Annotated in this window: 26 protein-coding genes; 2 read left to right on the top strand and 24 right to left on the bottom strand. The window is 41.1% G+C overall.

What is annotated here, in order from left to right; genetic code table 11:
* Positions 1-7: 7 nt before the first annotated feature.
* Genes ccmI through ccmA form a run of 9 tightly spaced genes read right to left on the bottom strand, consistent with a single transcriptional unit; the run spans position 8 to position 6982 of the window.
* The gene (gene ccmI, locus ACZ5WS_RS07825; protein ID WP_464711447.1) at positions 8-1264 is read right to left on the bottom strand and encodes a c-type cytochrome biogenesis protein CcmI; all 1257 of its coding nucleotides are present in this window, start codon (positions 1262-1264) and stop codon (positions 8-10) included.
* On the bottom strand, positions 1265-1726 hold the full coding sequence (locus ACZ5WS_RS07820; RefSeq protein WP_178956399.1) for a cytochrome c-type biogenesis protein: 462 nt from the start codon (positions 1724-1726) through the stop codon (positions 1265-1267).
* Positions 1723-2295 (bottom strand): DsbE family thiol:disulfide interchange protein, encoded by a 573-nt coding sequence (locus ACZ5WS_RS07815; protein WP_464711444.1) that lies wholly within the window; start codon positions 2293-2295, stop codon positions 1723-1725. Before ACZ5WS_RS07815 ends, ACZ5WS_RS07820 begins: the two co-directional genes overlap by 4 nt.
* Positions 2292-4253, bottom strand: a complete 1962-nt coding sequence (locus ACZ5WS_RS07810; RefSeq protein WP_138605320.1) for a heme lyase CcmF/NrfE family subunit — start codon at positions 4251-4253, stop codon at positions 2292-2294. The genes ACZ5WS_RS07815 and ACZ5WS_RS07810 overlap by 4 nt, the downstream gene beginning before the upstream one ends.
* Position 4254: 1 nt before the next feature.
* Positions 4255-4734: a cytochrome c maturation protein CcmE gene (gene ccmE, locus ACZ5WS_RS07805; protein ID WP_138605319.1), complete on the bottom strand. Its 480-nt coding sequence runs from the start codon at positions 4732-4734 to the stop codon at positions 4255-4257.
* On the bottom strand, positions 4731-4934 hold the full coding sequence (gene ccmD / locus ACZ5WS_RS07800; RefSeq protein ID WP_008112240.1) for a heme exporter protein CcmD: 204 nt from the start codon (positions 4932-4934) through the stop codon (positions 4731-4733). Before ccmD ends, ccmE begins: the two co-directional genes overlap by 4 nt.
* 2 nt (positions 4935-4936) lie before the next feature.
* Positions 4937-5674 carry a heme ABC transporter permease gene (locus ACZ5WS_RS07795; protein ID WP_138605318.1) on the bottom strand — a complete coding sequence of 246 codons (738 nt, stop codon included), beginning with the start codon at positions 5672-5674 and terminating at the stop codon, positions 4937-4939.
* 1 nt (position 5675) lies between these two features.
* Entirely contained in the window at positions 5676-6362 is a 687-nt protein-coding gene (ccmB, locus tag ACZ5WS_RS07790; RefSeq protein ID WP_138605317.1) for a heme exporter protein CcmB, read from the bottom strand.
* Positions 6362-6982, bottom strand: coding sequence for a cytochrome c biogenesis heme-transporting ATPase CcmA (gene ccmA / locus ACZ5WS_RS07785; RefSeq protein ID WP_178956402.1), 621 nt, complete (start codon positions 6980-6982; stop codon positions 6362-6364). The genes ccmB and ccmA overlap by 1 nt, the downstream gene beginning before the upstream one ends.
* 113 nt (positions 6983-7095) lie before the next feature.
* On the opposite strand from ccmA, the gene fliK reads away from it, so the two are divergent.
* On the top strand, positions 7096-9261 hold the full coding sequence (fliK, locus tag ACZ5WS_RS07780) for a flagellar hook-length control protein FliK (protein ID WP_178956403.1): 2166 nt from the start codon (positions 7096-7098) through the stop codon (positions 9259-9261).
* 2 nt (positions 9262-9263) lie between these two features.
* Complete coding sequence (locus tag ACZ5WS_RS07775) at positions 9264-9572, top strand: EscU/YscU/HrcU family type III secretion system export apparatus switch protein (protein ID WP_054201705.1); 309 nt, start codon at positions 9264-9266, stop codon at positions 9570-9572.
* Between the two features lie 27 nt (positions 9573-9599).
* On the opposite strand, the gene ACZ5WS_RS07770 is transcribed toward ACZ5WS_RS07775, so the two are convergent.
* From ACZ5WS_RS07770 to flhB, 15 genes are all read right to left on the bottom strand, one after another.
* Complete coding sequence (locus ACZ5WS_RS07770) at positions 9600-10001, bottom strand: DUF2802 domain-containing protein (RefSeq protein ID WP_054201706.1); 402 nt, start codon at positions 9999-10001, stop codon at positions 9600-9602.
* A gap of 18 nt (positions 10002-10019) precedes the next feature.
* Positions 10020-10517 carry a chemotaxis protein CheW gene (locus tag ACZ5WS_RS07765; RefSeq protein WP_008112225.1) on the bottom strand — a complete coding sequence of 166 codons (498 nt, stop codon included), beginning with the start codon at positions 10515-10517 and terminating at the stop codon, positions 10020-10022.
* A 21-nt stretch (positions 10518-10538) separates the two neighbouring features.
* On the bottom strand, positions 10539-11273 hold the full coding sequence (locus tag ACZ5WS_RS07760; RefSeq protein WP_178956404.1) for a CheW domain-containing protein: 735 nt from the start codon (positions 11271-11273) through the stop codon (positions 10539-10541).
* 3 nt (positions 11274-11276) lie between these two features.
* Entirely contained in the window at positions 11277-12047 is a 771-nt protein-coding gene (locus ACZ5WS_RS07755) for a ParA family protein (protein WP_464711438.1), read from the bottom strand.
* 12 nt (positions 12048-12059) lie between these two features.
* Positions 12060-13019, bottom strand: a complete 960-nt coding sequence (locus tag ACZ5WS_RS07750) for a flagellar motor protein MotB (protein WP_178956405.1) — start codon at positions 13017-13019, stop codon at positions 12060-12062.
* Between the two features lie 5 nt (positions 13020-13024).
* On the bottom strand, positions 13025-13789 hold the full coding sequence (locus ACZ5WS_RS07745) for a flagellar motor protein (protein WP_138605311.1): 765 nt from the start codon (positions 13787-13789) through the stop codon (positions 13025-13027).
* Positions 13782-14918 carry a protein-glutamate methylesterase/protein-glutamine glutaminase gene (locus ACZ5WS_RS07740; RefSeq protein ID WP_464711436.1) on the bottom strand — a complete coding sequence of 379 codons (1137 nt, stop codon included), beginning with the start codon at positions 14916-14918 and terminating at the stop codon, positions 13782-13784. Before ACZ5WS_RS07740 ends, ACZ5WS_RS07745 begins: the two co-directional genes overlap by 8 nt.
* A 53-nt stretch (positions 14919-14971) precedes the next feature.
* A complete protein-coding gene (locus ACZ5WS_RS07735; RefSeq protein ID WP_138605309.1) occupies positions 14972-17218 on the bottom strand; it encodes a chemotaxis protein CheA in 2247 nt (748 codons plus the stop codon).
* 14 nt (positions 17219-17232) lie between these two features.
* Positions 17233-18006 carry a protein phosphatase CheZ gene (locus ACZ5WS_RS07730; protein ID WP_464711434.1) on the bottom strand — a complete coding sequence of 258 codons (774 nt, stop codon included), beginning with the start codon at positions 18004-18006 and terminating at the stop codon, positions 17233-17235.
* A 16-nt stretch (positions 18007-18022) separates the two neighbouring features.
* Positions 18023-18406 carry a chemotaxis response regulator CheY gene (gene cheY / locus ACZ5WS_RS07725; RefSeq protein WP_138605307.1) on the bottom strand — a complete coding sequence of 128 codons (384 nt, stop codon included), beginning with the start codon at positions 18404-18406 and terminating at the stop codon, positions 18023-18025.
* A 40-nt stretch (positions 18407-18446) separates the two neighbouring features.
* A complete protein-coding gene (locus ACZ5WS_RS07720; protein ID WP_138605376.1) occupies positions 18447-19157 on the bottom strand; it encodes an RNA polymerase sigma factor FliA in 711 nt (236 codons plus the stop codon).
* 26 nt (positions 19158-19183) lie between these two features.
* Positions 19184-20044, bottom strand: coding sequence for a MinD/ParA family ATP-binding protein (locus ACZ5WS_RS07715; RefSeq protein ID WP_138605306.1), 861 nt, complete (start codon positions 20042-20044; stop codon positions 19184-19186).
* The gene (gene flhF, locus ACZ5WS_RS07710) at positions 20037-21524 is read right to left on the bottom strand and encodes a flagellar biosynthesis protein FlhF (protein WP_138605305.1); all 1488 of its coding nucleotides are present in this window, start codon (positions 21522-21524) and stop codon (positions 20037-20039) included. The genes ACZ5WS_RS07715 and flhF overlap by 8 nt, the downstream gene beginning before the upstream one ends.
* A gap of 21 nt (positions 21525-21545) precedes the next feature.
* Positions 21546-23654 (bottom strand): flagellar biosynthesis protein FlhA, encoded by a 2109-nt coding sequence (flhA, locus tag ACZ5WS_RS07705; protein ID WP_054201717.1) that lies wholly within the window; start codon positions 23652-23654, stop codon positions 21546-21548.
* A gap of 71 nt (positions 23655-23725) precedes the next feature.
* A complete protein-coding gene (gene flhB, locus ACZ5WS_RS07700; protein ID WP_010387924.1) occupies positions 23726-24856 on the bottom strand; it encodes a flagellar biosynthesis protein FlhB in 1131 nt (376 codons plus the stop codon).
* Between the last annotated feature and the right edge of the window lie 6 nt (positions 24857-24862).

The following is a 24862-nucleotide window of genomic DNA, read 5'->3' as shown; positions in this document are numbered from 1 at the left end:
CAAATCCTTAAGGTATTAATGTATCAATGTTCAGTTGCACTTGTCGCACATCTTTACGAAGCAGTACTTCAGAGTGGCCTTCAAGCTCACCAGTACTTGGCATCACTGAATCATCATTAGAAATACGCGCAGAAATAACAATTTCATTAGCACTGGATAAATTTAGCCCCGCCATCATGGCGTTCTTGTCGCTCAGCTCAACGGTGATTGGAAAGCTATAGTCAGTCAGTTTAACAACGGCTAAAGGCATTGGTGAACCTTCAGAAGCTTTAGCAAACACAAACAAAATACCGTTACTGGGCTGTTTCTCTTCGAGTTGCTCGTCAATCTTAACCGTAACCTGAATACCCTGTACAACTCGCTGGTCGTGGCTGTTTAGCTCACTTAGCTTAGCTATTTGGCCATCAATTTCACTAATGCGCTTTGAAATCATAGCATAACGCGTATCTGACTCGTCTATACTGGCAAGAAGTACCTCAAATGCAGCTTTTGCCTGTATCCAATCCTTTCTCTCAAAAGCAATCAGCGCAAGTAACGAAATCGCATCGAGGTTATTTGGCTGTGCTTGTAGTACTTTAGAAAGCATACCCGCTGCGCGAGTCATGTTTTCATCACTGCCCTCAAGTAATAATACCTGCGAGTAACTCACCAAAGCTTGCATATTATCAGAGTTCATTGACAATGCTTTATCAAATGACTGTTTTGCCATGTCAAACTCATTAAGCATTATAGCCACACGCCCTAACAGCATCCAAGCCACTTCATCGTCACCGCTTTGGCTTAACTTAGTACGCAGTGCCAATGCAAACGCTTGCAGTTCATTTTTAGTTAACGGCTCACCTTTTTGCATTACAGCGCGTTGGCCATAATCGGCCAAATTGTCCATTGCATCATGCCAAGCCGCTATTTGTTGCTGGCTGCCGGTCATTGCATAAAATATACCCGCTAACGCAATTAAAAACGCCGCCCCTGTTAAAGCAAATATACGATTATCACCACGACTATTGAGTGACTTTTCTGGTGATAATTCATTTAGCAAACGGCGTTTTAGCTCAACAATTGCCTCGCTGTGGTTTTGCGAGTCTATGCGTTGGTTGTCTAAATCAGCCTGCAGTTCAACTAAACGCTGCTCATAAATGCTGATAAGCTCAGCATTAGCGTTATGAGTAATCGTTACTACGCGCTCTTTTTTTAAAAAAGGCACAATAATAAACAGCAATGCAATGAGTGTGAGTAAAGCAAAAGACGCCCACATTAGAATCATTTAACTTTGCTCCTGACGTTTATTTTGTTTAATCAACTTATTGAGCATCACTTCATCAGTGTCACTCCACGTTTGTTTTACCGACGCTTTACGCTGGCGAATAACAATAAAGCCAAAGCCTATTATTACAATGAGTACTGGCAACACCCACAGAATTAACGTAGCCGGCGTTACTGGTGGATCGTAATGAACAAAGTAGCCATAGCGGTCAATCATATAGTCAATGACTTCGTCTTTGCTTTTACCATCTTTTACTAACGCCAATACGCGATCGCGTAAATCTTTTGCAACTACGGCATCTGAATCAGCAATATTTTGGTTTTGACATTTAGGGCAGCGTAATTCCTTAGTTAGCTCTTCAAAACGAACCGCTTGATCGTTGCTATCAAACTGATAACGGTCTTGTTGAGCAAACGCAGCTAAACTAACAAATAAGCTAAGGGTTAATAAAAACAATCTCATTGCTGAAGCTCCTGCATAAGAGGCGTAAATTTAGCGCGCCAAACTCGAGGGTTTATATCACCGGTGTGGTGTAACAAAATAGTACCATTTTTATCAACTAAAAATGTTTCTGGTGCTCCAGACACCCCCAAATCTAACGCCAAAGAGCGCTCTAAATCTAAAATATTAAACTGATAAGGGTTACCTGCGCGCGCAAGCATATTACTCACATCGTCACGCAGAGCTTGCATATCAAACGGGCCATCAAAGTCGGCATCGTAGCTTTGCACATAATACAAACCGATAATTTTAATGCCTTGTTCGCGAAGCTTAGTTAAATAATCAAGCTCAGCTAGACACGTTGGGCACCATGTGCCCCACACGTTTAATAAATACACATCACCTTTTAACTGCTCATCAGTCCAACGTTTATTATCTTGCATTAAATCAGGCAAGTTAAATGTCGGTACGGTTTGACCAATACGTCCTGTTTGTATTTCCCGAGGGTTAGCAAACAACCCTTGATATAAAAACACACAAATAAAGATGAAAATTAATAAAGGGACTATTGCCATCAATTTACGATTCATAATGCCCCCTCTAATTCATCTTTGCGGGGTGTAGCGCGATAACGCTTATCAAATAAAATCACAAACCCAGCGAGTGAGATCAGAATGCCACCAATCCACATCCAACGCACAAACGGCTTGTGGTAAATACGTAATGACCATGCTCCTTCACTTAATTGCTCGCCAAGGGCGAGATATAAATCGCGAGTAAAACCTGCATCTATTGCAGCTTCAGTCATAAATTGCATACCAATATCGTATCGGCGTTTTTCTGCATAAAGACGCGCAATCGTTTTGTCTTCTTTTGACACTGTTACCACACCAGCATGACCACTGTAGTTTGCACCACGAATTGTCTTCACGCCTTCAAAACGGTATTGATACTGATTAAGCTGTACGCTATCACCTGGCTTCATGGCTACATCGCGCTCAACTGAATACGCAGAGGTAAGGGTAATACCGGCAATAACAAAGGCTAAACCAACATGACCAAGCACCATAGCCCAATAACTTAAACCTAAGCGTTTGATGCCAAGTTTAATTGTTCCATGAACTGCGGCCTTGGTGTAAAGGTCGATAAAGGTGGCTATAAATATCCATACACCCAATGTAGTCGCTAACAGAGTGAGTGGCGTAACCACTTCATAACTGCTAAACAGCCAAGCACAGGTAATAACGACGCTGGCTAGTGCGCCAACAAATATTTTGTTTTGTAAAAATGCCCATTTATTTTGCTTCCAGCGCAAAAATGGCCCTATGCCCATTAAAATCGCAAATGGCACCAGTAGAATGGCAAACATTTTATTAAAGAAAGGTTCGCCAATAGAAATGCTGCCTAAGCCCATTTCTTTGTGCACCATAGGTAATAAAGTACCTAATAGTACAATTAAGGTGGCAACCACTAAGAAAATGTTATTTAGCCAAAGTGCTACTTCACGAGAGACAAACTTATAACGTCCTTCACTTTTAACTTGTGACACACGCAAGCCGTAAAGCGCTAAGCCGCCGCCAACAACAATGGCTAAGAAAGCAAGAATAAATAGTCCACGATCTGGATCGGTTGCAAAGGCGTGCACCGAAACAATAATCCCTGAACGAACAATAAAAGTGCCCAGTAAACTTAATGAAAAAGCAGCAATTGCTAATAATACGGTCCATGATTTAAATACACCGCGCTTTTCAGTCACACTTAAAGAGTGTAATAAAGCCGTTGCCACTAACCATGGCATCAGTGATGCGTTCTCAACTGGATCCCAGAACCACCAGCCGCCCCAGCCAAGTTCTGCATAGGCCCACCAACTACCAATGGTAATACCTAAGGTTAAAAAGCCCCATGCAGTCATTGTCCATGGGCGTGACCACTTCGCCCAGGTATTATCGAGTTTACCAGTTAATAGTGCAGCAATAGCAAAGGAAAAAGCCACAGAAAGCCCCACATACCCCATGTAAAGTAATGGTGGATGAATGATCATGCCTGGGTCTTGTAATAATGGGTTTAAGTCTCGCCCTTCAACTGGGAAATAGGGCAATAAACGCTCAAACGGACTTGAAAGCAATAAGGTGTACATCATAAAGCCGACACCTAAAAAGCCAAGCACACCTAATACACGAGCACGAAGCACCCAAGGAAGTGACTTTGAACGCACAGCGACCAGAGCTGTCCACCCGGCTTGCATAAGTAACCACAGTAAAATAGCACCTTCATGACCGCCCCATGTAGAGGTGATTTTATAATACCAAGGTAAGGTGCTACTTGAATGATAAGCAACGTAAGACACGGTAAAATCATCGGTGAGGCTGGCATAAATAAGAACAGCGAACGACAAAGCAACAAATGCAAACTGACCAACCGCTAATGATGGCGCTGCGCGCATCAAACGAAGATTACCTGTGTGTGCTCCCCAAAGTGGGAAAATACACAACAGCACACTGAGCACCATGGCCAATGTTAAAGAAAAATAACCAATTTCTGGGATCATATCAGCTCCCACTATCTAAGTTATATTTTGGCTTTTCGTGCTTAATGCCTTTTACTGCCTCAGCAACTTCTGCCGGCATATATTCTTCATCATGCTTGGCCAATACTTCAAATGCTTCAATCACGTTAGGCTCTACTAACACACCTTGCGCAACAATCCCTTGTCCTTCACGAAACAAATCAGGCAAAATACCTTGATAACGTACCGTTACCAATGGGCCTGTATCAATCAGCTTAAAACTTACTTTTAGGCTTTGTTCATTTCTGATCACAGAGCCTGGTACTACCATACCGCCAATTCTCAGCTTTTGACCTACAAACGGCTTTTCTTTATCGGGACCTTTACCATCAATTAATTCGCTGGGGGTGTAAAACAAATTAATATTTTCTTGTAAGGCGTACAACACTAAACCAATTGATCCGCCAATACCAAAGAGTACGGCGATAATAACCAAAAGGCGTTTTTTACGTCTAGGGTTCACGAGGTTTGCTCCTGCTTAGAATTTTTAATTCGAGTTTCACGTGCAATTTGCTGCTCAACGGACGCTAAAATTTGTTTTTTGTCGCGTAACGAGCTAAATAAAATACCTAATAAAATCAATGCACATGTACCAAAAGAAAGCCATACATAAAAACCATAGCCTCCCATTGCAATAAAATCTGAAAACGAGTCAAACTGCATAATTACCCCTTAGTTAACAACTGTCGCACCCATGGGCGGTGCTTTTCACGGTGTAAAATTTCATTTTTAAGACGAATTAAAGTCACCGTACCGACAAACGCGGCAAAGGCTAAAATATTAATCATTAATGGCCAAAACATACTAGGGTCAACCGCATCGCGATTAAACTTAGTGATACTCGCCCCTTGGTGCAGGGTATTCCACCACTCCACCGAAAAGTGAATAATAGGTAGGTTGATCACCCCTACTATGGCTAAAATTGACGCGGCGCGACCGGCTGACTTTTTATCTTCAAAGGCATGGTACAAAGACAACACCCCTAAGTATAAAAATAATAAAATAAGTTCAGAAGTCAGTCGTGCATCCCATACCCACCAAGCACCCCACATCGGTTTACCCCATGCGGCACCGGTAATTAAGGCTATTGCAGTCATACACGCGCCAACAGGCGCGATTGCAATTACCGCAAGTTCTGCATTACGCAATTGCCATACCAAGGCAACAATGGCAGCAATCGCCATTGATGAATATGCGCCCATAGATAAAATAGCGGAGGGCACGTGAATAAAAATAATACGATAACTGTCTTTTTGTTGGTAATCGGCAGGGGCAAAACCTAACCCCCAAATCCAACCAACAATCATACTAACGACCGTTACTACTGCAAAATATGGCAGTAGAGTATTGCATAATTGATATGCTCGCTCTGCTTTCGCATACGGATGTAACCACTTCCACATATTAACTTACACTCACTTTTAATGCTGATGATATGGCAATTGGTGCACTGATAATCGCAACGACTAACATAGCACCAAGGATTGCAAGCTGACCACTGTAATCCAGCGACATAGTGCTGGTATCAATAGCGGAAGTTGCAAAAATTAAAACTGGAATATACAAAGGCAACACTAATAAGCTCATTAAAATGCCGCCTTTTTGTAATCCCACAGTCAAACCCGCCCCTATTGCGCCAATAAAGCTTAATAAAGGGGTTCCTAGTAATAGCGTTAATAACGTGGCCATTAAGGCCGTTGTTTCTAAATTTAGTAATAAAGCAAATAAAGGAGTCATAAAGACCAACGGTAAGCCGGTGATCACCCAATGGGCCGCAACTTTACCTAGCACAGTTAATGATAATGGATACGAGGAAGCAATTAGTTGCTCCAAAGAGCCATCGTTATAGTCATCTCTAAATAACTTATCGAGTCCAAGCATGGTTGATAATAAAGCCGCAACCCAAATAATGCCTGGCGCCATTCTTGATAACAACCCAGGCTCTGGCCCTATTGCTAATGGGAATAACGAGATAACAATTAAAAAAAACAAGATAGGATTGACTATTTCAGCACGCTGGCGAAAAGCGAGTTTAACGTCTTTACTAAATACCGCGACAAATAACTGCCAATATGAGTGCTGTCGTGTCATTAGTGGCGGTACTCCAAAGTCAAGGTCTGTAGGTCACTAAAGTGGGTGGTTAGGTCTTGGTGTGTTGTTAACAAAATAGCGCCCCCCTTTGATAAGTGCTCAGTAAAACGTTGCTGTAAAAAAGCAACGCCACTTTTGTCGAGCGCTGTAAAAGGTTCATCTAAAATCCATAACTTAGCTTCAGATAACCATAATCTAACCAAAGCTACTCGTCTTTGTTGACCCGCCGATAATGTTCTTACGGGCACATCTTCCAGCCCTACCAAACCTAACTTACTCAACAAAGGATATAAATCAGGTGTATTAACATAACCATTAATTGCCAACCAATGTGCTACATTTTCAACTGCACTGAGTTGTACATTAACTCCGGTTTTATGGCCTATAAATAATAAATCTCTGGCGTATTCGTCATAATATTTTTTGATAGATTGATTAAGGTATAAAATATCACCTTCATCAGGCAGCGAAAAACCGGCAATGATGCGCAATAATGATGTTTTGCCAGCCCCATTAGGACCAGCTAACTGCATGATTTGACCGCTTTTAAGGCTAAAATTAAGTTCATCAAACAAACAACGCTCTTGCTTGATACAAGTAACGGACTTAATGTGTAACAAGATGACGATTCTCTCTGCCAAAAATTAGCGGTAAGTCTACCATAATGATAGGGTAATACGAATATTGCTTTAGAATCGATTTACTTAAAATACAGAAAACTTGATATAAAATAATGAATACACCAACGCACATTACAGTGACTAACCCACAGGTTAGTAATCAAACAACCGATTCGGGTAAAACTGCATTACCAATACTGCCGCCTGAAGTACTAGCGGCAAAAAACATTCAGTTTTCTAAAGATTCAGTTACGCTTGATGTATTTATGAATAAGCATTGGCAAACAATTCGGCTCACTGTTAATGAAGCCCCAACAAACGTTGAAAAAATAGCGAGTGCTAACATACAACTAAGTGCAGATGGTAAAAGCTTAACCATTATTCCTAACAACAGCACCTTATCAATTAAACAACCAGAACAGTTACAGCGGTTTTTAAACTTTATAAACACTCAAAGTGATATTCAAAACAACCCGCTATCGATACAAGTTACTTTAAAGCCAACGCCAAAACTGGTGATTGAAAAATTTAATGCCAGCATCGCCATTAATAAACAAGTAGCGCAATTACTGGCCGAAGAACCCTTATTAAAAGGCATAATTGATACTGATGGCAAAGGTACACGGCTAAATATCATTAATCGTTTTGCTGACATTGTACATTCTCAACCTTTAAGCCAGGCAAAACTAACACAATTAGTTGCTAACAATTTAGGTCATGCTCAGCTTCATGCTACACCCAAGTTTGCGGTGCTAACTCCAAATACCGCAAAAAGCTCGTTAAATATTAGCTTAAGCCATCAACAGTTATCTGAACTACCCACAACGCCGACTAAGGTAACTATTAGCAGCCAAGCAGATAAACTATTAATTAAAACCGCTTATCAAAATATAACCGTGGAGCTTAAAAACTCATTTAGTAAACCATTTAATGAAATGCTGTTACAGCAACCGCAAGTTGCTATCGATTCGCAAAAAATTAAGTCTCATCCACTTAGTACCGTTAATAGTCCAATTCAATCATGGCTAAAAAGCAGCTTTGCTGATTTTAAAACACGTATTTTAGATGCGGTAAAACATTTTGAAAGCAAGCCATTTACCACTGTATTAAACGCATCTCAAAAACCAAACATTGCTTTTAATGAACAGCAACAATTGCTCGCGCCAACGCAAAAAATAGACATTACGCAATTAAAAAGCCCTTTAGGAACTCCCCCCCCTTTAGTGCAACTAACCCAGCAGCTAAAAACCAGTATCTCTTTATGGCAACAGCGAGCGTTACCAACACCCGTAGATTTACACCCTGTTATTACCCAATCAGCACAAACAGCTAATAGCACCTTAACAGCCGTTAATCATTTGCAGCCACTGGAAAAGCTATTATTGACAGCCGTTTTAAAGCAAACCGAAACCGCTCCAATAGAGCAAAAAGAAGCAAGCAAACACGCTCTAAGCAGCCAACTAAACACTATCGTAACTAAGGCGGCAGATCAGGGTACTGACTTAAACCGCTTGGTTAATCAAGCTTTTAACCGTATGTTGTCAGAAAGTAATTTACACCCGACCACCATACAACGTGAAATACTCAGCACTATAAAGCCGACACAACTAACCAGTGACACTTTGCAGAGTTCCTTTAATCGAGGTGTAGAACAACTTTCATTAAGCATTTTAGCTGCGCCGATTATTAACCAAAACCCAACAGCCGTTAGCATTAATAATCAAAGCGGTTTAGAGGCCCTACTTCAGGTTTTATTACCAAGCTTCAAGGCCGGTAATAATACTAATAAGTTATTAGAACAGTTACAGCAACCACAAGTGCAAGCATTAGCAGGTGAATTAACACAAATTAAAAACACCTTAAGCCAAGTACAAGCGCCCGTTTTGAGCCAGCAGCCTGACACTAACTCCTTAGTGCAGTTTTTATTGCCTATGAAACTGCCACCAGAGGCGGCACAAACAGAAATATCGTTAGGACAATATAAAAAGCCAAACAACGGCAAATTAGCGGATAAAAACGTGTGGTTTGTAAGATTAAATTTTGATTATGCTGAACTAGGTAAGCTGCAAATAACCGCAGAGTTGATGGACAAAGCATTAGATTGTCAGTTATTAGCGTCCACTCAAGCTGTGAGCGCGTTGGCTCATCCACACCTTGATAATTTACGCTCAAAACTAGCAAAACAGGGCTTACAAGTCGGCGATCTTAATTTGAAACGCGCAGATGACAACCATCAAGCATTTTATCAATCCCATACCATTATAAATATTAAGGTTTAGCCATGACGGATTCATTTAAAAACAATTCAGCAATTGGACTGCTCTACGAAACGGGTAATTCACCCACCGTAAGCGCTAAAGGGTTTGGAGAATTGGCGGATGAAATTATTGCCCTAGCTAAAGATAAAGGTATTTTAATCCATCAGGATGAAGCACTTGCAAATACACTGTCGAAATTAGAGCTTGGCGAAGAGATCCCTAAAGAGCTTTACTTTGTTATTGCTGAACTGATTGCTTTTTCATATGTGGTAAGAGGGAAATTCCCGCCCGGATGGCAGGACTTTCAAGGGAAGCTCAATATAAAAGCATGAGCCAATATGATAAAAACAAAAAAGGCGCTAAGCGCCTTTTTGTTTGTGTAAAGAAAATAACAGTTCTGCTTCGGCGCGGGGTAATTCACACTCGCGAATAACCTCATCTAAATCAGCACCTAGCTCAACCATTTTTACCGCTCGAGAGTATATTTTAGCATCAGGGTCATCGTATTTTTGAGCAGCTTGTTGCTGTATCAGCTCTTGGTTTTGTTGTTCTACCTCAAGCACTCGTTTACCAATACTCATTAATCCAGTTCGTAACTCAGAGACTTCGCTACGTAAAATATTAATCTGCTCTGATGAATCTTTAAATTGCTGTAATTGTGCGCCAAGCTCATTCGCATAACGCTTTTTAAACATCACAATTAACAGCAGCGAGAATAGCCCAAATGCCAAACCCGCAATTGCAATACCAAGTAATAACATAATTTTATGTAGAGAAGCTTATATATCGCTTAACTCATCCCATTCGTCATCACTAAGTAGTTTATTTAAATCAACCAGAATAAGTAGCTCATTATCGCGGTTACATACACCTTGAATAAATTTAGCACTTTCTTCAGTACCCACGTTTGGAGCGCTGTCAATTTCTGAGCTACGTAAATACACGACCTCAGACACGCTATCGGCTAAAATACCAATTACTTGTTCTTCAGCTTCAATAATCAAAATACGTGAATTGTCGGTCGCTTCAATGTCAGGTAACCCAAAGCGAGAGCGAGTATCAATAACGGTAACAACATTACCACGCAGGTTGATAATACCAATCACATACGAAGGCGCACCTGGGACAGGAGCAATTTCGGTGTAACGCAGTATTTCTTGCACTTGCATTACATTTACGCCATAAGTTTCATCTTCTAGCTTAAACGTAACCCACTGTAAAATTTCATCATTATTATCTGCATTTTTTTTAGCTGACAGTAATTTATCTTCACTCATGCTCTTACCTCGTAATGGTCATTACTTGTGACGGCTATCTAAGCCCTTCTCTAATAGTGCATTTAAATTATTAACATCTATTAAAGCACACATTTTTTCTTTAATTACTCCAGCAAGCCATGGGCGCTTACTGTCATTTGTACGCCATTTTACATCTTCTTTACTCAATGTAATGTTATTTATTAGTTTTTCTGCTAATAAACCCCACTGGCTATCACCTAAAGTGATTAGATATTGATAATTTAAAGATGCCTCTAACTGCTCATCATACTTTTCAGGCATAACCCAGCGTGCAGTATCAACAACATTGAGCTTTTCTTCTCGGTTGATCATGACACCTTTAAACCATTTAGGTTTACCAAATAAATGATTCACTTCCCCAAGCTCATGAATGCCGCCTAACGCTTTTAATGGCACTGCTAAAGTGAGTCCTGCTACCTCAAAAAATAATGCCTGAAATTCACCATCAAAGTATTCAGCTTCATTACCAAGTGCTACATCATGTTCAGTTTTAAGCTGCTGAACTTGGTGAGAATCTATTTCTACATTCGTTACCTGCTCATGGCGTTTTTCAACCTCAACAACCGGCTCAACTACCGATTCAACCTGAAGTGGTTGCTCTTTTTGCTCTTCATACGCTACCTGCTCAAGCAATTTAGCAACAGGCTCAAGGTCTTTCGCTGGTACGTCATCAGATAATAACGCCCCTAAATACTGAGTGACTACTTTTTCATTAGCAAATAATTGCTTACTCATTTATTAACCTTGTTTTATTAAATATTCGAGCAATGCTTTATAAGCATAGACTCCACGGGCATTAGGGCAAAAATCAATAGGCACTTTTTGCGCTAAACTCGCATCTCTAAATTTTGTATCAACAGGAATTACACCTGGCCATACTTTTTCTTTGTACGTATCTTGTAATGTTTTATAGGCTTCAAGTGACGCTTTGGTGCGCTTATCATACATAGTTGGAATTATAGTATATTCATAGCTTTTCGCTTGCGAGGTTTGCATTAATTCCATAGTACGCATCATTCTATCAAGCCCCTTAAGCGCTAAGAACTCAGTTTGTACTGGCACCAGCACTCTTTCACAAGCAGCAAGGGCATTGACCATAAGTACCCCTAAAACGGGCGGACAATCTAAAATTGCGTAATCGTAATGCTCGCCAATTTTAGCCAATGTTTTTTTTAAAATCAGGCCCATCCCCGTTTTATTACCCATACTACGGTCAAGTGTAGCAATCGCCATTGTGGCAGGTAAAATATCAAGATTTTCTATAGTAGAAGGGCATGATGCTTGCAATATTTCCTCGCTTTTCATGCTCGACCCGCGACTGAAAATATCGTAAACACTGACCTCTAAATCTTCTGAATCAATGCCAAAGTAATAAGTTAATGATGCATGTGGATCGGTATCAATCAGTAACACTCGCTTACCTTGAAGCGCAAGGATGCCAGCAAGGCTAACCGCTGTAGTGGTTTTACCTACCCCTCCTTTTTGATTGGCTACTGTCCAGATTTTCACATTACATCCTAATTACTGTTCATTACGCGTAGTAACACGAATACCACCATGCTCTAAGCGAATTATTTTTATTGTATCGTCTTGAGTAGGCAGCTCAACTTCAGCTGGTTTAATAGCTTCAGGAAGTTGCTGCTCAGTATCCTCATCCGCTGACTCTAAAACCAAGCCGTATTTGGAAAGCGCAATCACCACTTTGCGGTTTTCAGCCCGCCCTGCTTCGGTATCATTATCGGCAAAAGGTGAGTATTGGCCATATCCCTCAATTGCCATGCGCGCAGATTGAATACCTAAGCGCTCTAATTCAACTAATATTGATGTTGCACGTGCCACCGACAACTCCCAATTAGAGCGAAATATTTCATTGCGAATAGTTTCGTTATCTGTGTATCCCCGCACTCTTATATAGTTATCGACAGGTGCGATTATTGCTTCAATCTTTTTTACAACGTCTTTAGCTTGGTTATGCGCAACGGCACTACCGCTGGCAAACAACAACCCAGAATTAAGTTCAATAACCAGCCAATCTTGACTAAGCTCTAAGCTTGCATCGCCACTACGTATTTCATCAATGAGTGACGACTGTAGTTTGACCAGTAAACTGTCGAGTGGCTTACCTAAGTGACGCTGGCTGATATTGCTATTATCACTTTGGCCATCGAGCAATACTGGCCCTTGTTCTTGTTTTTGAATACTTTCGCCATATAAAACTTCAGCCTCGGGAGTCACTCTTTCAAGCAACAAAGCATCGCCGTTTACTCCCTTACCTTGCTGAGAAAATTGTTTAGCTGACTTATCAAAAACATGCTCAAGAGAGTCAGATAAAACTTGTATATTGTCTTCTTTGTTTATTGCAATAGCATACAATACAACAAAAAATGCAAACATAATGGTCATGTAATCTGCATAAGAGACTAGCCAACGCTCAGTATGTTGGCTTTTAACGTTTTGATGACGTAAGCGACGGCGAAGCATAACCGCTAATGAGCCTGTAATATAGGACGTTCAACGCGGTAAGCTTCAAGCTTTAATTCTATATTAATAGGGCTCTCGCCTTGGCTAATGGCAATAACGCCTTCAGCTAGCATTTCATGGTAAAGCATTTTTTGCTCAACCCGTTGCTTTAATTTGTTGGCCATCGGCAAAAACAGTAAATTAGCTAAACCTACACCATATATAGTCGCAATGAATGCAGTGGCAATACCCGTTCCTAATTGCTCAGGATCGTTAATAAACGACATAGCTTGGATCAGTCCAAGCACAGCACCTAAAATACCAATGGTTGGGCTGTAACCTCCCATCGCTTCATACACTCGGCTAGCTTCCAGCAATCGTTCTCGTTCAAGTAATAAATCAATCTCGAGAGTATCACGAAGCTTTTGATCTGAGCAGCCATCGACTAATAAACTCAGTCCTTTAGTGGCATAAGGGTCAGAGTGAGTAAGTGCTTCGTTTTCGAGCGCTAAATAGCCCTCTTGGCGGGCTTTATGCGACCAGCGCTTTACTTGTTCAATCGTATCTTCAATATCGTGGTCATCAGTAACAAAAACCCAATGAGTAATACTAAGCATTTTCTTAAATGTATTGGCTGATGTTTGCAGCATCACTGCTCCTAATGTGCCGCCTAATACAATAATAAGTGCAGGCCCATTAAACAGAGCAGATACCACACCTCCCTCTAAAGAATAACCGATTGCAATAGCACCTAATGCAACCAATAATCCTAAAATAGAAAGCTTATCCACAGCCAATCTCTCTTTTTAAACGCGCAGCAACATCATGAAGACCTATGCTTTCACTTGCTAATCCTGCACTTGCTACTGCTTGCGGCATACCATATACAACACAGCTTTTTTCATCTTGAGCCCAAATTGTAGCGCCAGATTGTTTAAGCATACGAGCACCATCACGACCATCCGCGCCCATACCAGTCAAAATAACGGCAAGTACATCACCTTGGTATGCTTTTGCTGCACTAGCAAAGGTTATGTCAACACTAGGCTTATAGCTTACTCGTTCATTTTTATCTTCAAATACGCGTAGTGTTCTGTTTGAACCCCGTCCTTCTACCATCATTTGCTGCCCACCTGGTGCTAAATATGCACAGCCAGGTTGAAGCCTATCGCCTTGCTGTGCTTCTTTTACTTTAATTTTGCACAAGCTATCTAATCGGGTTGCGAACGCAGGTGTAAATGCCGCAGGCATGTGTTGTATGAGTAGTATTGGGTGTGGGAAATTAGCAGGTAACTGAGTCAATATAGTTTGCAGTGCAACCGGTCCACCTGTTGATGTGCCAATAGCAACTAATTGGTATTGCTTACCACTAGCACGTGTTGATGCGCTACTTGAAGGCGTTGGGCTTGCACTTTTAAAGCTACGATCAGGTTGCACTATAGGCTTGTTAGCAAAGCGCTCAGAAGTGCCTGGCGCTGGTTTAAGACTTGGAGCAGCAGGCGCTCTGGTAATTCTACCAATTCGCTGGCGGCCTATTTCTTTAACTTTATTTTGTAATAACTTAATTGCATCGTCGTTGTTACGTGCGATATCTTCAAACTTTTTCGGTAAAAAGTCCATCGCACCAGCATCAAGTGCATCTAAGGTAGCAGATGCCCCTGCACGCGTTAACGACGAGAACATTAAAATAGGAGTGGGATTACTCGCCATTATCTCTTTAACTGCGCTGATGCCATCAAGCACAGGCATTTCAACATCCATGGTGATCACATCGGGTCGTAGTTGAGCTGTTTTATCGACAGCTTCTCGACCATTTACAGCGAAACCTATAACTTCAATGCCGCTGTCTTGTTCAAGTATTTCACTCACTCTGCGGCGAAAAAAGCTTGAATCATCAACTACTAAAACTTTAACAGCCATTTCGCTCTCTTATTCAATGAATGGGTAGGCATAAAATGTATGCCTACTTTTAATTATCCAGCGTAATGCTTTAACATATTTGGCACATCTAGGATCAGTGCAATACCACCATCAGAGGTGATTGTTGCACCTGCCATACCTGGCGTACCTTGAAGTAATGCGTCTAGAGGCTTAATTACCACTTCTTCTTGACCAATGAGCGAGTCAACAACAAAACCCACTTTTTGAGTTCCTATTTGCACAATAACCACATGACCTTGTGCTTTTCGATGACCTCTATCGGCGCCTTTAATGAGCCAATGTTCAAGGTAGAAAAGTGGAATTGATTTTTTACGAACAATTATAGTTAGCTGGCCATCAACCACATTGGTTTTTGTTAAATCTAAATGGAATATTTCACTCACACCCGCCAGCGGCAACGCAAAGGTTTGTTCGCCAACTATTACCATTAAGGTAGGCAGTATCGCTAGAGTAAGTGGCACTTTAATTTCTAAAGTAGTACCAACACCCATTTCTGATTTGATATTCACCGAGCCATTGAGTTGAGTGATTTTTGTTTTAACCACATCCATACCAACACCACGGCCGGAAATATCTGAGATCTCTTCTTTAGTTGAAAAACCAGGTGCAAAAATAAGATTATACGCTTCAGTATCAGAAAGACGACTCGCTTGGTCGTGATCAAGCACCCCTTTACTAATCGCAATCTTTTTAAGCTTTTCAGCATCCATACCGGCACCATCATCTTGGATGGTAAGTAGAATATGATCGCCTTGTTGAGAAGCTGATAAGGTCACAGTACCCGTTCTAGGTTTACCCGATGCTTCACGAACATCTGGCATTTCAATACCATGATCCACTGAGTTGCGCACTAAATGCACCAATGGATCTGCCAATGCTTCTACTAAGTTTTTGTCTAAATCAGTGTCTTCACCAACAAGTAATAAATTAATATCTTTTTGTAGCGTTCGTGCTAAATCTCGAACTACACGTGGAAAACGGCCAAACACTTTTTTGATTGGCTGCATTCGCGTTTGCATTACCGCACCTTGGATATCAGCAGTCACTACATCTAAATTAGAAATAGCTTTGCCCATAGCCTCGCTGTCAGAGTTTGTTGCCAGACTCACCAAACGGTTTCGCACAAGTACCAGCTCGCCTACCATATTCATTATTTGGTCTAAACGTTTGGTGTCAACACGAACCGTTGTTTCTGCCGGTGGAGGCGCTGCTTTTTTAGGCGGCGCGGCCTTGGCTGGCTGTGGAGCAGGCGCCGGCTTAGCAGGCTCTGCTTTTGGTACCGGTTTCGGTTCAGGTTTTGGTACAGGTTTCGGTGTAGCAGCAGGTGCAGACTTGTTTGCGGCTACGGGCTCAGGTTTACTTGCCGGAGCCGATGCTTCTATAGCTTTAGGTGCACCTTTGCCATGTAATTCATCTAGCAAAGCTTCAAATTCATCGTCACTTATTTCATCATCGCCCGCGCTTGAGTCACTATTTTGTGAATCTACTACAGGAGCTGATGGTGCTTGCTGTGGTGTACTTGCAGTGCTTTGAGTAACTTCGCCAAAACTACCAACACCATGAAGCTCATCTAATAAGCTATCAAATTCATCATCTGTAATATCGCCATTTACATCACTGTCGCTTGATGGGGATTGTTTTTCTTGCGTGGACTGGCCTTTACCATGAAGCTCATCAAGAAGACTTTCGAACTCATCTTCAGTTATTTCATCAATCTGAGAGTCTGAGCTACTACTATCTGGGCCGCTAAATAATTCATCAAATGCGAATGGGTCTTCTTCAGAATCATTGCTAGGTTGTTCTACAGCGGCCTCAGGTTCTACTGATGGGGTTTCAACAGAGGCTGTATCTTCTTCAACTACAGCATCGCCGGCTAGCTCTTCTGCCGTCGGTGGTTGTCCAAGCTTATGAAGGACTGCAAGTAACTCTGGATCAGCAGGTTCTGGCTGGTCACGATTTTTAATTGTGGCAAACATTTCATTAATGGTGTCGAGCGCTTGTAAAATTACATCCATTAATTCAGAGTTAACTGTTCTTACACCTTGGCGCAATAAATCAAACACGTTTTCAGCACCATGACATGCATCAACAAGCTCTGTCATTGCCAAAAAGCCGGCGCCACCTTTTACAGTGTGGAAACCACGAAATATTGCGTTTAGTAGTTCAGTATCATCTGGGTTGTTTTCCAGTTCTACTAACTGTTCAGATAAAAGCTCAAGGATTTCTCCGGCCTCTACTAAAAAGTCTTGTAAAATATCTTCATCGACTTCAAAGCTCATGCAGTACTCTCCTATTAGAAGCCCAAACTTGATAATAGATCATCAACTTCATCTTGATCAGATACAACATCATTACGCGATTCTTTATCAATAATAGGCCCTTCAGGGCCTGCTAGTGTTTGTGCAACAATGGAATCTTCTGTTTCTTCTGGTTGTTCAGTTGGTTGTACTTGCTCAACCTCACCTTGCGCTGCAAATGCAGTTAACAAGTGGATCAAGCTTTCTTCAACTTCACGCACAAGTTCAATAACACGACGAATAACCTGACCAGTTAAATCTTGATAGTCTTGAGCCATCAATACATTGGTCATCAACATCTGCAACTCATCAGTTTTATGATGAGAGCTGTTCATAAACTTATCAATACTATGACAAAGTGACTTAAACTCACCAAGCTCAATTTCCCGGCTCATTAACCGATCCCACGTTGGCTTGATATCAGAAATTTCGTCAGCAATTTCTTGCGCTAAAGGTAAGCTAGCTTCAACTGCATCCATTGTTTTATTGGCTGCATTCTCAGTCATTTCCATGACATAGTTGAGGCGTTTCTTAGCATCAGGGATGGCATCAGTGGTAATGTCTGTTAAGCGCGTATCTAACTCGAAACTCTTTAAAGCTTCATGTAATTGACGCGTTAACTTACCTACCTCAGCAAATAACTGTGATTGCTCTTGTGAAGCTGTTTCTAAAATTAACTGATTCGCTTTATCTTGCTCACCATTTTCTAAAAAAACAACCAACTGGCGAGCTTGTTCTAAAGTAATCTGAGGCGCAGCAGGTGCTGACATAAGCCTCTCCCTCTCATTAACCTAAGCGTTCGAACACTTTTTCTAATTTAGTCTTCAATGTACCTGCAGTAAATGGTTTAACAATATAACCATTAACACCTGCTTGGGCCGCAGCTACTATTTGTTCTTTTTTAGCTTCTGCTGTAACCATTAAAACAGGAATATGCTTTAATTTGTCATCAGCTCGAATTGCCCTCAAAAGATCAATACCTTGCATGCCTGGCATATTCCAATCTGTTACAACAAAATCAAATACTTGATTTTGCAACATAGGTAAAGCAGTTGACCCATCATCCGCTTCTTGAACATTGGTAAAACCTAAATCGCGCAACAGGTTTTTAATAATACGTCTCATTGTTGAAAAATCATCAACAACAAGAATTTTAATGTTTTTATCCAAAACATCCTCCAGTGAGGCCTGAACCTTTATTTACTTACTTCTAGTTTATCCAGTCATTGATTTTTGCTTTAAGCTTAATCATCGCCTGACCATGTATCTGACTTACACGCGACTCACTAACATCGAGTATATGCCCAATTTCTTTTAAATTCATTTCATCGTTATAGTACAAAGAAAGCACCATTGCATCTTTTTCCGGTAACGACTTTATCGCATTGAGTAAAGACTCATTAAACCGTTCATTTTTAACATTATTGAAAGGTTTGTCTAGTGCTAAATCTTGGCCATGAGGTGTAATCACATCATCGTCAATACCAAGGTCCTCAATGCCCAAAACTTTGCTTACATTGACATCATTTAAAATATGATGGTACTCATTTAACGAAATTTCAAGTTTTTCAGCCACTTCACTATCTTTAGGTTCACGATTTAAACTGTTTTCAAGCGCGACTATCGTCTCTGCTACTAGTCTACTTTTTCTGTGAACTGAACGTGGAACCCAATCACCTCGTCGCATTTCATCTATCATTGCACCACGAATACGAATACCCGCAAAGGTTTCAAAACTCGCGCCTTTACTGGCATCGAAGTTTTTTGAAGCCTCTATTAAGCCAATCATACCTGATTGAATTAAATCATCTAGTTGCACACTGGCCGGTAAACGAGCAATTAAATGGCATGCCACTTTTTTGACTAATGAGGCATGCTTTTCAACAATCATATTTAAATTCTGTGCTGACTGATATCCCATAGCTCTATTCACCGGTATTGTCATCGTTAGTTACTAACTAGCTTCTCAATAAAAAACTCTAAATGACCCGAGGCTTGACTAGGTGTTTGCCACTTAGTAATTTTTGTCGCCAGTGTTTTAAAAGCAATCGCAGCAGGAGACCCTGGAAAAACTTCAACTATCACTTTTTGGCGACGCGTTGATTTGCGCATATTCTCATCATAAGGAACTGTTGCAACCAACTCCATGGTTATATCTAAAAATCGGTCGGTTACTTTTGATAGTTTAGCAAATAATTCCTGCCCTTCACGTAAGCTACGCACCATGTTGGCAACAATTTTAAATTTGATTACGCCGTGTTCACGGCTCAGTACTTTAATTAATGCATAAGCATCAGTAATTGAGGTTGGCTCATCACATACCACCACAACCACATCTTGTGCGGCGCGAGAAAAGCTCAATACCATGTCAGAAATACCCGCTGCGGTATCCACAATTAAAATATCAAAATCGGTGTTAAGCTCGCTAAATGCACGTATCAGTCCGGCGTGCTCTGAAGGAGATAGCTCAACCATGCTTTGCGATCCCGATGTTGCAGGTACTATTTTTATGCCTGCGGGGCCTTCAACTAAAATATCTTCGAGTTCACATTCACCTGATAAAACATGAGACAAATTGCGCTCTACACGCAGTCCAAGCATAACATCACAATTAGCTAACCCTAAATCAGCATCTAATACCAGCACACGCTTGCCTTGTTGGCCTAACGCGATTGCCGTGTTAAGGGATACGTTTGTTTTACCCACTCCACCTTTGCCGCCGGTGACAGCGATAACTTTTACGCCGTTATTATTATTGTTGCTCATTTTGCGAAGGCCGCTTGCTTGATCTAAAACTGTGTTAATCATACATCTCTACTGTGTTCGACGCCACTGATTGGTGTCTTGATTGTTGTGCTTTTATTCTTTTTAAATACAATTGCTCAGCTTTTTTTACTAGTTTTTCAGCATTTGCCACTCTGATATCTTCTGGTACTCGCTGACCATTAGTAAGATACCCTATTGGGAGACGATTTTGAATCGCAATACTAATAATCTCACCTAAACTCAATGACTCATCTAACTTAGTAAAAATACACCCACTAAGCTGTACTTTTTTAAAGTGCCTTACTGTCTCTTGTAATACATTGATTTGCGCTGTAGCACTTAATACTAAATAACTACGTATATCCACACGTTGATTACGCATTAAGGTATTAAGCTGCTCAGTTAAGCGTAAATCTCGCTGACTCATTCCTGCTGTATCAATTAAGACTAGACGTTTATTTCGTAAATGGTATAAAACTTCTGCTAATTCATTTGCATCTTTAACTTGTTTTACGCCACAGCCAATAATTCGACCGTAAGTTGCTAGCTGCTCATACGCACCAATACGGTAGGTATCAGTGGTAATAAGCGCGACTTTATCAGCACCATACTTTTGCGCACCTAATGCAGCTAATTTTGCAACTGTGGTGGTTTTACCTACCCCTGTTGGGCCCACTAGAGCATAAACACCACCTTGGCGAAGAATTTCGTTGTTAGTGGTTTGCATTTGATCTTCAACCATATTCAATAAGGCTTTCCAACCTTGTTGGCGAGATACATCATCAGGTACAAAGCATGCCATCTGCTCAGCAACGTCTTTATCTATTCCCATACCCACTAAACGGTCAATCATGCATGCACGGGTTGGATCACGACGTGCCATATCTTGTTGCATTAAACCTGACACTTGATGTTCTAGTAATTGACGAATTGCGTTCATTTCTTCGCGCATGGTGCTTATATCACTCGACTCGTTTTGCATCGTTTGCTGACGCGGTGCACTCGGTGAGTCTAAATCGTCAAAACCACTGTCTAAATCATCAAAACCTAAGCTATCAGCTTGAGTACGAGGACGTGCAGGCGCACTTTGTTCACGTTCAAACATATTTTTAGGTCGAGATTGCACAGCTTCTTGTTCTTGATAATGGCCAGAAGTATCAATACCTGATTGTGAAAACATTGACGCAAGCTCTGCTGAACGAGGACGGGGAGATTGACGTTCTAATAAAGCTTGTAAACTGTCTGCTACCTTTGCTTGTGGCTTAGGTTGAGCACGCTGTGGCTCTGGTTTTACAAAGTTATGTGAGCTCTGGGTATGTGCAAATGAAGCACTTGCAGCTGGTTGGCTTTGAGGTTGCTCTGGCGCTTTTGTCGCGGCTTTGTCGTAATCAACAGCAGCAACAATTTCAACGCCATTAGCTAGTTTCTTATTTGACATAATAACCGCATCAACACCAAGCTCTTCTTTTACTTCTTTTAGTGCGGTGCGCATGTCTTTAGCAAAAAAACGTTTAATTTTCATAATTCAAACCCCTTTAAAATCTTATTGTTGGCCTACAGAGCTGACAATCTTGATCTGTCTTTCATCTGGTATCTCTTGATAAGACATCACTCGCAATCCTGGAATGGTGTATTTAACAAATCGAGATAACACAGTGCGTAACATTCCTGACGTTAGCAATATTGAAGGTTCACCGGCCATTTCTTGATTTTGATGTGCTTCATTCAATGATGTTTGAAGTCTATCAGCAAGTCCTGGTTCTATTCCGGCACCTTCATCACCTGCATTTTGAAGTGACTGATGCAACATCTGTTCCAACTCAGGCGCCAAGGTTATGACAGGGATTTCAGAAGACATACCAACAGCATCTTGAACGATTAATCTACGCAACGATATTCTCACTGCAGCCGTTAATACATCAGGGTCTTGGCTACGAGGGCCATACTCAACAAGGGTTTGAACAATCGAACGCATATCTCGTATTGCTACCCCTTCATTTAATAAGTTTTGTAGTACTTTAACGATGGTGGTCAGCGGTAATACATCCGGTACCAGCCCTTCAACTAAGCGAGGGTGACTTTTACCTAACATATCTAATAAGTTTTGTACTTCTTCGTGGCCAAGCAATAATGCGGCGCTATTTGTGAGTAACTGGCTAATATGAGTGGCCACAACGGTTGCTGAATCAACTACGGTATAACCTAAAGATTGCGCTTCATCTTTTTGATCTGGTTTTATCCATACCGCATCTAAACCAAATGCAGGGTCTGTAGTTTCAATGCCTTTGAGCGGGCCAAACACTTGGCCAGGATTAATTGCCAGTTCATCGCCGTGTTTAAGCTCACCCTCACCACTTGATACACCCATCATGGTGATGCGATACGCATTTGGGTCGAGCTCAAGATTATCGCGGATATGCACTGGCGGCACTAAAAAACCTAGCTCTTGAGATAGTTTTTTACGCACCCCTTTAATACGGTTTAATAGCTCGCCACCTTGTGATTGGTCTACTAAAGGAATTAACCGGTAACCCACTTCTAAGCCAATAACATCAACTTGCTGTACATCATCCCAACCCAGTTCTTTTTGTTCTTGTTTAGCCGCAATTCCGGTACCTGAGGCTGCATTTTCAGCTTCTTCGGCTTCAGCAGCTGCTAATTTAAGTTTGTTTTGCTGCGTGTAGTATGCAAGGTAACCTAAAAGCGCCCCTAAACTTAAAAATGCAATATGCGGCATACCTGGGACTAAACCCATAGTAATGAGGATACCAGAGGCAATAAATAACGATTTTTCGTTTCCTAGCTGCTGCTTAAACTGATCGCCCATATTGTGCGATTCATTTTGACGCGTTACAACAATCGCAGTACCAATTGAAAGTAGTAATGAAGGTAATTGCGCTACTAAGCCATCACCAATGGTCAATAGTGTATACACTTCCATGGCACGGGAAAAACTCAAATCATGTTGGATCATACCAACAAATAAACCACCTACAATATTAATCACTAAAATAACGATACCCGCGATAGCATCGCCTTTTACAAATTTACTAGCACCATCCATAGAACCATAAAAGTCGGCTTCACGGGTTACTTCATCACGACGTTCTCTGGCTTGCTCTGCACTAATAAAGCCAGCATTCATATCTGCATCAATCGCCATTTGCTTACCCGGCATAGCATCAAGGGTAAAACGTGCTGACACTTCAGAAATACGCCCTGCACCTTTGGTAATTACCACAAAGTTTATGATAATTAGAATCAAAAATACCACTAAACCCACGGCGTAGTTACCACCAATCACCACCGAGCCAAATGCTTCAATTACCTTACCAGCAGCATCACCACCATTATGACCCTCAAGTAGTACCACCCGAGTACTGGCTACATTAAGTGCTAAACGCATGATCGTGGCGATTAACAACACAGCTGGAAACATGCCAAATTCAAGCGGCTTCATGGTATATACAGTGACCAGTAATACTACTAATGCAAGCGCGATATTAAACGAAAATAATATATCAAGCAGAAATGGAGGCAGGGGTAAAATAACCATGCCAAGCGCAGCTAAGACTAAAAGCGGTGTACCAACGCCCTTTGCATATTCTTTTTTATCTTTATTAAGTTGTTGTAATACCGCTTTAAATTCCATAACTCTACAATTTCAAAAAATTGACACTACGCTGAAATTGCAATAACTATTCCAAGTTAGTTGGTTAGCGGTTAATACTTGAATTCATCGGGGATTGGCAGTTTTTTATTAAGCGCGACAGGGCGTTTTCCACGGCCTTTTTTAAACCGTTTAAGTTGAAATACATAGGCAAGCACTTGAGCAACAGCAGTAAATAGCTGATCGGGAATTTGATCCCCTACTTCAGCAGTATGATAAAGCGCTCGCGTTAAAGTAGGCGACTCAACAATAGGCACTTCATTACCTAAAGCAATTTTACGAATTTGCATAGCGAGTTCGTCAACACCTTTGGCTAGTACAATAGGCGCTCCAGCTCGCTCTGTGTCGTATTTTAAAGCCACTGAGTAATGAGTAGGGTTGGTAACAATAACATCGGCATCGGGAACATCCTGCATCATTCTCTTTTGCGACATTTGACGTTGGGTTTGCCTGATACGCGCTTTGATTTGCGGATCACCCTCAGAGTTCTTATATTCATCTTTTACTTCTTGCATCGTCATTTTAAGCTGTTTGTTATGGCTATAACTTTGAAATGGCGCATCAATAGCTGCAATAATAATTAAGGTGCAAGATAACCCTAAAAACATCCAGGCTAATATTTCCAAAGCATGCACGATATTGCCTGGCGCACTTTCTATACTTAAATGTAATATTTCATCAAAATAAACATTAATTAAAAAGATAGCGAAAGTTGCCACTAGGCCAAACTTTAATAATGATTTAAGTAGTTCAATAGCCGCTTGCGGGCCAAACATCCGAGTAAAACCTTTCATTGGCGACATTTTACTGGCTTTGGGCGCTGCTGCCTGCCAGCTAAAATTAAAGCCGCCAAGCATGGTGTTACCAATAAACGCAGCCAGTACAATAATAAGTACAAACATCGACATAGGAAATAACAGTACGTCAGCAACCTCTCCCCACACCGCAAACATTTTTGTGGTGTCGTAGGTTTCATTGCGATTAAGACTAAGCATTCTGCCCATAATTCGATACAAGCCTTTGCCAATTTCAGGGCCGTACATTAATAGAGAAATAGCAGAAAAAATAAGTACAAACATAGTACCTAGCTCTTTAGAGCGCGCTATTTGGCCTTTCTTTTTGGCATCATCAACTTTTTTGGGCGTGGGTTCTTCGGTTTTTTCTTGTCCTGAATCTTCAGCCATTACGCT

It is taken from the genome of Pseudoalteromonas sp. 11L1, assembly GCF_055397545.1.
The sequence above is the reverse complement of the archived record's forward strand: the minus strand, read 5'-3'. Positions and strand labels throughout refer to the sequence as shown.

Excerpts from the sequence above, each read along its gene's own strand:
- ACZ5WS_RS07765 (WP_008112225.1), bottom strand. The coding sequence starts at position 10,517 with ATGAGTGAAGATAAATTACTGTCAGCTAAAAAAAATGCAGATAATAAT.
- ACZ5WS_RS07820 (WP_178956399.1), bottom strand. The coding sequence starts at position 1,726 with ATGAGATTGTTTTTATTAACCCTTAGCTTATTTGTTAGTTTAGCTGCG.
- ACZ5WS_RS07815 (WP_464711444.1), bottom strand. The coding sequence starts at position 2,295 with ATGAATCGTAAATTGATGGCAATAGTCCCTTTATTAATTTTCATCTTT.
- flhB (WP_010387924.1), bottom strand. The coding sequence starts at position 24,856 with ATGGCTGAAGATTCAGGACAAGAAAAAACCGAAGAACCCACGCCCAAA.
- ACZ5WS_RS07730 (WP_464711434.1), bottom strand. The coding sequence starts at position 18,006 with ATGTCAGCACCTGCTGCGCCTCAGATTACTTTAGAACAAGCTCGCCAG.
- flhF (WP_138605305.1), bottom strand. The coding sequence starts at position 21,524 with ATGAAAATTAAACGTTTTTTTGCTAAAGACATGCGCACCGCACTAAAA.
- ccmD (WP_008112240.1), bottom strand. The coding sequence starts at position 4,934 with ATGCAGTTTGACTCGTTTTCAGATTTTATTGCAATGGGAGGCTATGGT.
- ACZ5WS_RS07750 (WP_178956405.1), bottom strand. The coding sequence starts at position 13,019 with ATGCTTCGCCGTCGCTTACGTCATCAAAACGTTAAAAGCCAACATACT.
- fliK (WP_178956403.1), top strand. The coding sequence starts at position 7,096 with ATGAATACACCAACGCACATTACAGTGACTAACCCACAGGTTAGTAAT.
- ccmI (WP_464711447.1), bottom strand. The coding sequence starts at position 1,264 with ATGATTCTAATGTGGGCGTCTTTTGCTTTACTCACACTCATTGCATTG.
- ACZ5WS_RS07715 (WP_138605306.1), bottom strand. The coding sequence starts at position 20,044 with ATGATTAACACAGTTTTAGATCAAGCAAGCGGCCTTCGCAAAATGAGC.
- ACZ5WS_RS07770 (WP_054201706.1), bottom strand. The coding sequence starts at position 10,001 with ATGTTATTACTTGGTATTGCAATTGCGGGTTTGGCATTTGGGCTATTC.
- ACZ5WS_RS07735 (WP_138605309.1), bottom strand. The coding sequence starts at position 17,218 with ATGAGCTTTGAAGTCGATGAAGATATTTTACAAGACTTTTTAGTAGAG.
- ACZ5WS_RS07810 (WP_138605320.1), bottom strand. The coding sequence starts at position 4,253 with ATGATCCCAGAAATTGGTTATTTTTCTTTAACATTGGCCATGGTGCTC.
- ACZ5WS_RS07775 (WP_054201705.1), top strand. The coding sequence starts at position 9,264 with ATGACGGATTCATTTAAAAACAATTCAGCAATTGGACTGCTCTACGAA.
- ACZ5WS_RS07720 (WP_138605376.1), bottom strand. The coding sequence starts at position 19,157 with ATGGGATATCAGTCAGCACAGAATTTAAATATGATTGTTGAAAAGCAT.
- flhA (WP_054201717.1), bottom strand. The coding sequence starts at position 23,654 with ATGGAATTTAAAGCGGTATTACAACAACTTAATAAAGATAAAAAAGAA.
- ACZ5WS_RS07795 (WP_138605318.1), bottom strand. The coding sequence starts at position 5,674 with ATGTGGAAGTGGTTACATCCGTATGCGAAAGCAGAGCGAGCATATCAA.
- ccmB (WP_138605317.1), bottom strand. The coding sequence starts at position 6,362 with ATGACACGACAGCACTCATATTGGCAGTTATTTGTCGCGGTATTTAGT.
- ACZ5WS_RS07740 (WP_464711436.1), bottom strand. The coding sequence starts at position 14,918 with ATGGCTGTTAAAGTTTTAGTAGTTGATGATTCAAGCTTTTTTCGCCGC.
- ACZ5WS_RS07760 (WP_178956404.1), bottom strand. The coding sequence starts at position 11,273 with ATGAGTAAGCAATTATTTGCTAATGAAAAAGTAGTCACTCAGTATTTA.